This window comes from Stenotrophomonas sp. 05L44_2, from assembly GCF_056665995.1.
Genome location: NZ_JBFTNR010000867.1, coordinates 1 through 1,573, shown reverse-complemented (window position 1 = coordinate 1,573; position 1,573 = coordinate 1). Strand labels below are relative to the sequence as shown.

Genomic DNA, 1,573 nt, shown 5'->3' with positions numbered 1-1,573 from the left:
GTCTCGTTTCATCCCGTAAACTGTAGGGCCTGACCTTGGTCGGGCCACAATCGAATCAAGAGCCTGCCGCGTGCCCAAGACTTTCCATCGAACCGACCGTGTCTCCGCCCAGCTGCGCCGTGAACTCGGCACCCTGGTGCACAACGCCGTGCGTGAGCACGGGTTGCCCTCGGTGAGCGTGTCCGACGTGGAAATCACCCGCGACATGGCCCACGCCAAGGTGTTCGTCACCGCGCTGATGCCGGAACGTTCGGTTGAAGCCGTGAAGGGCCTGAAGGAACTGGCCTGGGGCCTGCGCATGGAACTGGCGCGCGCGATGAAGCTGCGGCATGTGCCGGAGCTGCATTTCCACTACGACGACTCGGTCGATCGTGGCGAGCGCATCGACAACCTGTTGCGCGACCTGCCCGATACCGTGGCCGCCGAAAAGCGTCGCGAAGGCGACGAAGAATAACCGCGCGACGCCGGGCATGCCCGGCGTTGTTGCATTCCGGCTGCGCGATGTCTGATGCAGACCGCGCTGCGCGCTCGCTGGGCATGGCCCGGCGCTACCCGTACCTGTCATGACCCGAATTCAGTTCCGTCGCCTGGATGGCATCCTGCTGCTCGACAAGCCGACCGGCATGAGCTCCAACGCCGCGCTGCAGGTCGCCCGTCGCCTGTTCCGTGCGGAGAAGGGTGGCCACACCGGCAGCCTTGACCCGTTGGCCACCGGCCTGTTGCCGCTGTGCTTCGGCGAGGCCACCAAGATCGCTGGCCTGCTGCTGGGCTCGGCCAAGGCCTACGACGCCGAGATCGTGCTGGGCCAGACCACCGATACCGACGACGCCGAGGGCCAGGTGCTGCTCGAGCGGCCGGTGCCCGTGATCAGCGCCGAGGCCCTGCAGGCGGCGATCGCGCCGCTGCTGGGCGACATCCTGCAGCGTGCGCCGATCTATTCCGCGCTCAAGCAGGGCGGGGAGCCGCTGTATGTGAAGGCCCGCCGTGGCGACGCCATCGAGGCGCCCGAGCGCCAGGTCAAGGTCCACGCCATCGAGATTCTGGAGCAGCACCCCGAGCGGCTGCGGCTGCGGGTCACCTGCGGCTCGGGCACCTATATCCGCAGTCTGGCCCGTGACCTGGGTGAAACGCTGGGCTGTGGCGCGCACATCAGCGCCCTGCGGCGCCTGTGGGTGGAACCGTTCCACGAACCGGCGATGGTCACCCTGGAGCAGCTGAGGGCTCTGGTGGAAGCGCAGGATGAGGCCGCCATGGACGCGCTGCTGCTGCCGCTGGCGGCGGGCCTGTCCGAATACCCCCGGGTTGACCTGGACGCCGAGCAGACCCAGCGCTTCTGCGTGGGCCAGCGCCAGCGCGACCTCTCCTGGCCGCGCGGCCTGGTGGCGGTGTTTGGCCCTGGATCGGTGGCGCAGGGCCTGGGCCAGGTCGACGACAGCGGTCTGCTGGCCCCGCAGCGCCGCTTCAACCTCTGAACGAGGAGGCCCGGTTCAGCCCCGGACCTTGTTCCAAAGCCCCCTGGCCGTTACAATTCCGCGGCCGTTTTACGGCAGCCTGCCGAAGGCGGGTTTCATCC

Annotated in this window: 2 protein-coding genes; both read left to right on the top strand. The window is 68.1% G+C overall.

Annotated elements, in window-relative coordinates; translation table 11 throughout:
* Positions 1 to 70: 70 nt before the first annotated feature.
* Positions 71 to 454 (top strand): 30S ribosome-binding factor RbfA, encoded by a 384-nt coding sequence (rbfA, locus tag AC1VAN_RS21485; RefSeq protein WP_025876229.1) that lies wholly within the window; start codon positions 71 to 73, stop codon positions 452 to 454.
* A 109-nt stretch (positions 455 to 563) separates the two neighbouring features.
* Positions 564 to 1,472 (top strand): tRNA pseudouridine(55) synthase TruB, encoded by a 909-nt coding sequence (truB, locus tag AC1VAN_RS21480; protein WP_032974996.1) that lies wholly within the window; start codon positions 564 to 566, stop codon positions 1,470 to 1,472.
* Positions 1,473 to 1,573 lie beyond the last annotated feature (101 nt).

Excerpts from the sequence above, each read along its gene's own strand:
- truB (WP_032974996.1), top strand. The coding sequence starts at position 564 with ATGACCCGAATTCAGTTCCGTCGCCTGGATGGCATCCTGCTGCTCGAC.